The sequence below is a fragment of the Streptomyces sp. SID3343 genome, assembly GCF_009865215.1.
In the GTDB taxonomy this organism is placed as follows: Bacteria; Actinomycetota; Actinomycetes; order Streptomycetales; family Streptomycetaceae; genus Embleya.
This window is the reverse complement of sequence record NZ_WWJX01001208.1, coordinates 1-8,551: the sequence shown is the minus strand read 5'-3', so window position 1 is coordinate 8,551 and position 8,551 is coordinate 1. Positions and strand designations below refer to the sequence as shown.

Below are 8,551 nucleotides of genomic sequence, written 5' to 3'. Positions count from 1 at the left end.
GACCGGACAGCCGCCCCCTCGACAACCCCGGAAGACATCCCGCCGTCCGACCGGACAGCCGCCCCCTCGACAACCCCGGAAGACATCCCGCCGTCCGACCGGACAGCCGCCCCCTCGACAACCCCGGCCGGCACCCAACCCTCAGACCGAGTAAGCAACCCTTCGTCGGCCCGAAAGCAGGCCGCATACGCGTCGCCGTGTCGAGTCAGCGCGGGCTTCTCGGCCAGGCAGCGCGGCTGGACGTACGCGCATCGCGCCGCGAACGCGCACCCGATCGGCGCCTCGGCCAACGAGACCGGCCGCCCCGGAATCGGCCGCGGCGGCCCCGCGTCCACGTCCAACCGCGGCGTGGAGGCCAGCAAACCGGCCGTATACGGATGCAGCGGCCGGGTGAACAACCCCGCGGCGGTCTGCGTCTCGACGATCCGCCCCGCGTACATCACGTACACGCGATCACACACCGCGGCCGCCAACTCCAGGTCGTGCGTCACGAACAACATGCCGGTCCCGCGCTCCGCCTGAAGCTGCGTCAGGATGCCGACCACCTCGGCCTGGGTGGTCACGTCGAGCGCGGTGGTGGGTTCGTCCGCGAGCAGCAGCGACGGTTCCCCGGCGAGCGCCGCGGCGATCACCACGCGCTGGAGCATGCCACCGGAAAAGTGATGCGGGTAGCGGCGCATCGCGCCCTCGGGATCGCGAATGCCGACGGCTTCGAGCAGTTCGAGCCCCCGCTTGTCGGCAACCGCGGCCGCAGTCCCTGCCGCCCGCATGCCCTCGGTGAGGAAATCCCCGATCCGGCGCATCGGGTTGACCGACGCGCGCGGGTCCTGGAAGACCATGGCCACTTCGCGCAGACGCAGCGACCGCAGCGCGGCCTTGTTCAGCCCGAGTACGTTTCGGCCGTCCACCCGGATCTCGCCGGTGGTTCGCGCCTTTCCGGGCAGCAGCCCGAGTACGGACCGGCAGGCGACCGACTTGCCCGAGCCGGATTCGCCGACCAGGCCGACGCTTTCGCCCTTTTCCACGCGCAGCGAGACGTCGTCGAGGATGGGCCGTGCGGCCCGTCCCTCGGGCAGCCGGACCGTCAGGTCGTCGATCTCCAGATAGGCAACTTGCGGATACGACAAGGGAATCACCGCTCCCGCTTCGCGACTCGGTCGGCGATGCCCTCGCCGACGATGCCGAACGCGACCACCGCGACGACGATGCACACGCCCGGGGCGAAGGACGGCAACAGAACGTTTTGGAGCAACGCCGACTGGCCTTCGTTGATCATCGATCCCCAGTCGGAGTCGGGCGGTTGCACGCCGAAGCCGAGGTAGGACAGTGCGGCGAGGTCCATCAACGTGTAGCCGAAGTTGATCGCCGACTGGGCGAGCACGGTGGGCGCGATGTTGGGGATCAGGTGTTTGACGCAGATGGTCCAGCCCGACCAGCCCTGTACGCGATACGACTCGATGTACGGTCTGGCCTTCTCCTGCGCGGCCACCGAGCGCACCAGGCGCCCGACGTACGGGGTGTAGGCCACGCTCATCGCGATCACCGGTGCGGTCAGGCCGGAGCCGAACACCGCGACGAACAGGATCGCGATCAGCAGGCCGGGGAACGCGAACATCATGTCCATCGAGCGGGACAGGACCGAGTCGATCCAGCCGCCGCGCCACGCTGCGGCGACGCCGAAGGCGATGCCCAGGACCGTGGACAGCCCGACCACGAGCAGCGGGCCGAGCAGGCCGGTCCGGGCGCCGTGGACGAGCCGGGACAGGATGTCGCGGCCGTTCTGGTCGGCGCCCAGCAGATGGTCGGGGGTGGAGCCCGCCAACGTCGCGGACAGGTCCACGGCGTTGGGGTCGTACGGCGCGATCAGCGGCGCGAACACCGCGACCAGTACGAGGAGTGCGAGTACGACCACGGCGCCGACGAACAGCGGGCCTTGGCGCAGGGACCCCAACCAGGCGAAGCCGGGCCGGCGCAACACCTTGGCCCGGTCCATCGGGATCGTGGTCACGAGGCACCTCGCCCGGTCAGGGAGACCCGCGGGTCCACCAGTGGTTGCAGCAGATCCACCAGCAGGTTGACCGCCACGAACGCCGCCACGGTCAGCAGCGTGATCGCCTGCACCACGGGAAAGTCCTTGACGTTGACGGAGGTCACCAACAGCGAGCCGACTCCCGGTACCGAGAACGCCGTCTCGACGATCGACGTGGTCACGAGCAGGCCGGCGAGCATGGTGCCGCCGACCGTGACGATCGGGCCGAGTGCGTTGCGCAGCACGTGTCGGCGTACCACCGCCGACTCGGCGACGCCGCGCGCGCAGGCCACTTCGACGTGCTCACGCCCGAGTTCGTCGAGCATCGACGATCGGGTCACCCGCGCGAGCAGTCCGGACAGCGTGAACGCGAGCGCGACGGCGGGCAGCGTGAGGTGGTCCACGCGCCCCGCGAACCCGCTGCCGCCTCCGAAGGTGGGGAACCAGCCGAGCTTGATCGAGAAGAACGAGACGAGACCGATCGCAGCGACGAACGACGGTGTGGCGGTGGCCACGCCGGTCCCGATGAGGACCAACTTGTCCACGAAGCCCGGGCGGAGCGCGGCCAGGATGCCCAGGATCACTCCGGAGACGATCACCAGGATCGCCGCGTAGCCGATCAGGAACGCCGTCGTCGGCAGCCGGGACGAGACCAGTTCGCCGACGTCCTGGCGGAACTGCACCGAGCGGCCGAAGTCGCCCGTGCACACGTCGCCCAGCCACTGCGCGTACTGCGACAGGAACGGGTCGTCCAGGTGGTACTGGATCCGCACGGCTTCCCTGGCCTCCGGGGTGGCCGGGTGGCCCTTGAGCAGGAAGGTCACCGGATCCCCGGGGGCGAGGTGGATCGCGCTGAAGACCAGGAACGAGGTCACCAGCAACACCGTCGCCAACCCGAGGAAGCGGCCCAGGAGGTGACGCGCCATCAGCTCGCGGCCCCGACCGTCGCCGCCCACGGCCAGTACAGCTGGGCGATACCGGGCGCGGCGCCGGTGATGCGCTTGTTCATGAACACGTTGTGCGGCGGCTCGAAGAGCGGGATCGCGGCCAGGTCGCGCAGCGCGATGTCCTGCAACTTGGACGTCAGATCCGAGCGGGCCGCGGGGTCGGCGGTGCCGGCCGCCTGCGCGTAGAGCTTGTCGTACTCGGGGTTGGAGTAGTTGCCGTAGTTGGCGAACGCTCCGGTGACCAACGACTCGTAGAACTCGAGCGGGTCCGGGGTGTTCGTGTATCCGTTGGTCACGACGAGGTCGATGCCCTTGCGCGCTTCGGGGTCGGTGAACAGCGCGGTGTACGCGTCGGGAGTGACCGTCTTGAGTTCGATGTCGAGGCCGATCGACTTGCCGGCGGCCTGAACCGCGGTGGCGGAGACGGAGATCTCCGGGGCGAGCGAACTGGTCGCGAGCACGATCTTCTTGCCCGCTGCGCCGCCGGCTTCGGCGACCAGCTTCTTGGCCGCGGTGAGGTCGCGCTCGACCGGCGGCAGGGTGGCGAAGTAGCCCGGCGCCTTGTCGGGGGCCAAGCCCCACGCAGCGACGGGGGTGAGTCCCTTGGGCTCGGTGGCGACCCCGCCGGACGCGGCCTTGATCAGACCGTCGCGGTCGATCGCCAGGGACAGTGCCCGACGCAGCTTCAGGTCGCCCATGACGCCCTGCATGTTGGTGATGCCGAGCAGGTAACTGCCGGTGCTGGGGCCGAAGTACAGCTTGCCCTCGGGGGTGTTGCGCAGCCGCGCGAACGCGCTGGAGGGCACCATGTAGCCGCCGTCGACCGAGCCCGAGACGAGCGCGTTCACCCGCGCGGCCGGGTCCTGGATGAAGACGAACTTGAACTGGTCGGCCTTCGGGATCAGCTTGGCGTCCCAGTAGTTCGGGTTCTTCTTGAGCGTGATCGAGTCGCCCGGGGTCCACTTGTCCAGCGAGAACGGGCCGGTGCAGTTCACTCCGCCCTGCGGATTGCCGTAGTCCTTGCCCGCCTTCGCGATCGAGGCGGCGCTCTCCACCGTGCCGGGCGAGGCCGCGAGCAGCGAATTGAGCATCGCGTCGGGCGTGTTCAGCTTGATGGTGACCTGGAGCGGGCCGGTCGCGTCGATCGAGGCGACGTTGCGAAACGCGGTGCCCCATGCGGACGCGAGCTCGGGGTCGAGGTGGCGCTTGAGACTGGCCACCGCGTCGGCGGAGGTCATCGGCGTGCCGTCGTGGAACTTCACGCCCTCGCGCAGGTTGTACACCCAGGTCAGCGGGTCCGGGTTGGTGTAGGAGGTGGCCAGCCCCGGCTCGATCCTCATGTCCGGCGTGGTCCGCAGGAACTGCTCGCAGACGTTCGCGAGCACGGTGTTGATCGGGTAGTCCCACGCGTACAGGTAGTCGAGCGTCTGCGGCTCGGCGTACAGCGACCAGGAAACCGAGGGGATGTTCCCCTTCGCGGCGGGAGTGTCCTTGGTGACCTCGAAACCCCCACCGGGCTTCGCGTCGTTCGAGGAACCACCCGAGCCGCCGGAGCAACCGGCCGCGGCTGCGGCTGCGACTGCGAGCACGGCGACGGATCGGAGCATGCGCAAGAGAACCCACCTCTTTCCAGGGGGTGACGGGGCGTGGGACCACGAGGAGTCCCGGCCAAGTGGATGGCCGGCCTCGGCGGAATACCGGACTCGGCCCAGTGCCGGGCTCCGTGGAGGTACCGGACCGAACGGAGTACCAGACTCCGTGGAGTGCCGGACCGAGCGGAGAACCGGGCTCCGTGGAGGTACCGGACCCAACGGAGAACCGGGCTCCGTGGAGGTACCGGACCGAACGGAGAACCGGACTCCGTGGAGGTACCGGAACGGGTGGAGTACCGGACTCGGCGGCGTACCGGACTCGGCCGAGTGCCAGGTCCGGCGGAGAGCCGGACTCAGTGGAGTATTGATGCGGGAACGTTCCCGCACAAGGGTTTGCGGGAACGGTTTTCTGAAGGTCACAGCGCTGTGACCCAGGAGTGACTCAGGGCTTCCGAGCCGGCAGCATGAGGGCCCATGAGCACATCACCGCGAGGGAGCGGCCGCCGCCCCGCGCCCGTGCCCCGGATCCGACTGGTCGACGTGGCGCGCGAGGCCGGGTTGTCCAAGACGACCGTCTCGGCCGCGCTGAACGGCACGGGCAGACTCTCCGACGCGGTCCGCCTGCACGCTCAGGAGACCGCGCGCCGGTTGGGCTATCGACCCAACGCGACGGCTCGGCTGCTTCGGGCCGGACACGCGCGCCTGATCGGCTACGCGGTACGTGAGTACGTGGCCACGCCGTGGTCGTACATGGAATCGCCGTACTACGCCCAGGTCACCAGCGCCACCGCGCAGACCGCGCTCACGCACGGCTACGCGCTGGTACTGCTGCCGACGCACTCGGCCAGGGACGAGTGGGCCGACCTGCCGCTGGACGCGGCCGTGGTGGCCGATCCGGAGACCGACGACCCGCTGGTCGAGGACTTCCTCGCCGCCCGGATCCCGATCGTCTCGGACCGGCGGGTGGAAGGCGTGCCCGGCGCGCACTGGGTGGACATCGACCACGAGGCGGCGGTGCGCGGTGTGCTCGATCACCTGGAGGCGGGCGGGGCCCGGCGGATCGGCCTGGTCGCCGCGCTGTCCACGTCGTTGTTCTACGTCCGGGCGCTGGAGGCGTATCACGCGTGGTGCGCGGAGCGCGGGATGCGGCCACTGGTGGATCTGACCCGGATGCCCGGCAACCACGAGACCCGCGGCGCGATCGACCGCCTCCTGGACCTGCCGGACCCGCCGGACGCGTTGTTCGTACTCTCCGAGGCCAGCCCGCCGCTGATCCTGGAGACGGTACGGCGACACGGCCTGCGGTTGCCGGACGACCTGCTCCTGGTCTGCGTGAGCGAGGACCCCACGGCGGCCCAGACCGACCCGCCCGTCACCACGCTGAGCTTGTGCCCGGTCGAAATCGCCACTGTGGGCGTGGAGTTGCTGATCGAGGCGCTGGAAAGCGGCGACCGGACATCGACGGGCCGAATCGTGGAGACACGGTTGGAGGTGCGGGGGACTTCGCGACGCGGTTGAGGGGACCGGGCCTACGGTCGGTGCGTTGGCGCCTCTGCGCGTCGCCGTGGTTGCGGGGCGGATCGGTTTGTTCCCGGCCGCACCACCCGTTGCGTTCTGCGTGGAGGGCTGCGGTTTTACCGCGACGGGGGAAGCGCGGTCCGGCCTCTCGGCCCGGGCTCCGGCCGGGCCCGGCTGCGCCGACTCGCGACTACGTCGGATCACGGCTTCGCCGACTTGCGGGTCGCCGGATCGGCGGCTGTGGACAACGCGTCTCGTGTGTCGCGGGGACCTCTTAGACTGCTCCGATGACAGCGCTCGACGACGGTCCCCAGATCAGCGAAGCGCTGCAGGTTCTGCATCGCGTCTTCGGTTACGACTCGTTTCGTGGGAGTCAGCAGGAAGTCATCGATCATGTGATCGATGGCGGTGACGCCCTGGTGCTCATGCCCACCGGTGGCGGCAAGTCGCTCTGCTACCAGATCCCCGCGCTGGTCCGCAAAGGCGTCGGCGTGGTCGTCTCACCGCTGATCGCACTCATGCAGGACCAGGTCGACGCGCTGACCGCGCTCGGGGTGCGGGCCGGGTTCCTCAACTCGACGCAGAACCCCGACGAGCGACGGATGGTCGAGTCGGAGTTCCTCGCGGGCGAACTCGACCTGCTGTACCTCGCGCCCGAGCGGTTGAAGGTCGACGCGACGCTGCGGCTGCTCGATCGCGGGACGGTGTCGCTTTTCGCGATCGACGAGGCGCACTGCGTCGCGCAGTGGGGCCACGACTTCCGGCCGGACTACCTCACCCTCTCCCAGCTGCACGAGCGGTGGCCCGACGTCCCCCGCGTGGCGTTGACCGCGACCGCGACCGAGGCCACGCACAAGGAGATCGCGTCGCGGTTGAACCTGGACGGGGCCCGGCACTTCGTCGCCAGCTTCGACCGCCCCAACATCCAGTACCGGATCGCGCCCAAGAACAAGCCGACCACGCAGCTCCTGGACCTGCTGCGCACCGAGCACCCCGGCGACGCGGGCATTGTGTACTGCCTCTCCCGGGCCTCGGTCGAGAAGACCGCGAACTTCCTGGTGCAAAACGGGATACAGGCGCTGCCGTATCACGCCGGCCTCGACTCGCGCGTGCGCGCCGCGAACCAGTCCCGCTTCCTGCGCGAAGACGGCGTCGTGATGGTCGCGACCATCGCGTTCGGCATGGGCATCGACAAGCCCGACGTACGGTTCGTCGCGCACCTGGACCTGCCCAAGTCGGTCGAGGGCTACTACCAGGAGACCGGCCGCGCCGGGCGTGACGGTCTGCCGTCGACCGCGTGGCTCGCGTACGGGCTCCAGGACGTCGTGCAGCAGCGCAAGATGATCGACGGCTCCGAGGGTGACCTCGCGCATCGCCGCCGGCTCGGCCTGCACCTGGACGCGATGTTGGCGTTGTGCGAGACGGTCGAGTGCCGACGCGTCCGCCTCCTCGCCTACTTCGGCCAGGAGAGCACGGCGTGCGGCAACTGCGACACCTGCATCTCGCCGCCCGCCGCGTGGGACGGCACGATCCCCGCGCAGAAGTTGCTGTCCGCGGTGCTTCGGCTCAAGCGCGAGCGGCGGCAATCGTTCGGCGCCGGGCACATCATCGACATCCTGGTCGGCGACAAGACCGCCAAGGTGATCAAGTTCGACCACGACACGCTTACCGTCTTCGGCGTCGGTAACGACCTGAGCAAGGACGAATGGCGAGGCGTCGTACGGCAGTTGCTGGCGCAGGACCTGCTCGCCATCGGAGGTGAGCACGGGGCCCTGTCACTCACCGACGCCAGCGGCGCGGTGCTCGGCCGACAGCGCGAGGTGATGCTGCGCCGCGAACCCGAGCGCCCGGCTCGTGCGGCGAAGGCGGCCAAGGCCGCGAAGGGCGCCAAGGGCAAGGCCCCGATCGAGATGCCGGCCGAGGCCGCCCCGATCTTCGAATCGCTGCGCGCGTGGCGTGGGGCGACCGCGAAGGAGCAGGGCGTACCGGCCTACGTGATCTTCCACGACGCCACGCTGCGCGAGATCGCGACCATGCGGCCGACCACCCTCGCCGAGCTCGGCACGATCAGCGGCATCGGCGAGAACAAGCTCGCGAAGTACGGACAGCCGATTCTGGACACGCTCGGGGGGAGCGCCCCGGCGCCGAGCTCGACCCAGGGCTCGGTCCCGACGTCCACGCCGGCCCCGACACGGGCCCCGGCCAAGTCCACCCCGCGCTCCGTGCCCGACCCCGAGCGCTTCGATCCGGGACCCGACCCCGAGTACTTCGACTACGGTCCCGAGCCGGACGACTTCGAGCCCCCGCCGGAATCGGACGACTTCGGGCCCTCTCACACCTGACCGCCGGGCCGGCGGCCACAGCGGTTGCCGGCGGCCCCTGCGGCTGTCGGCAACCCGGCCGCAGCCGCAGCCGGCCCACCGACACCACCGGCACCACCGGCACCACCGGCACCACCGGCACCA

At 69.8% G+C, this 8,551-nt stretch carries 6 protein-coding genes; 2 read left to right on the top strand and 4 right to left on the bottom strand.

From position 1 onward, the window contains the following. From GT354_RS38125 to GT354_RS38110, 4 genes are all read right to left on the bottom strand, one after another. A partial coding sequence (locus GT354_RS38125) for an ABC transporter ATP-binding protein (RefSeq protein ID WP_202512755.1) occupies window positions 1-1,127 on the bottom strand: 1,127 nt, incomplete at its 3' end. Window positions 1,128-1,132: 5 nt separating this feature from the next. Continuing rightward, on the bottom strand, window positions 1,133-2,008 hold the full coding sequence (locus GT354_RS38120; RefSeq protein WP_346012360.1) for an ABC transporter permease: 876 nt from the start codon (window positions 2,006-2,008) through the stop codon (window positions 1,133-1,135). After that, window positions 2,005-2,955, bottom strand: coding sequence for an ABC transporter permease (locus GT354_RS38115; protein ID WP_161360963.1), 951 nt, complete (start codon window positions 2,953-2,955; stop codon window positions 2,005-2,007). Before GT354_RS38115 ends, GT354_RS38120 begins: the two co-directional genes overlap by 4 nt. Next, complete coding sequence (locus tag GT354_RS38110) at window positions 2,955-4,583, bottom strand: ABC transporter substrate-binding protein (RefSeq protein WP_161360962.1); 1,629 nt, start codon at window positions 4,581-4,583, stop codon at window positions 2,955-2,957. The genes GT354_RS38115 and GT354_RS38110 overlap by 1 nt, the downstream gene beginning before the upstream one ends. 459 nt (window positions 4,584-5,042) lie before the next feature. Between GT354_RS38110 and GT354_RS38105 the strand changes: the two genes are divergently transcribed. Together GT354_RS38105 and recQ are read left to right on the top strand one after the other, a co-directional pair. Then, window positions 5,043-6,086: a LacI family DNA-binding transcriptional regulator gene (locus GT354_RS38105; RefSeq protein WP_161360961.1), complete on the top strand. Its 1,044-nt coding sequence runs from the start codon at window positions 5,043-5,045 to the stop codon at window positions 6,084-6,086. Between the two features lie 287 nt (window positions 6,087-6,373). Further along, window positions 6,374-8,428, top strand: a complete 2,055-nt coding sequence (gene recQ, locus GT354_RS38100) for a DNA helicase RecQ (RefSeq protein WP_161360960.1) — start codon at window positions 6,374-6,376, stop codon at window positions 8,426-8,428. The last annotated feature ends 123 nt before the right edge of the window (window positions 8,429-8,551 follow it).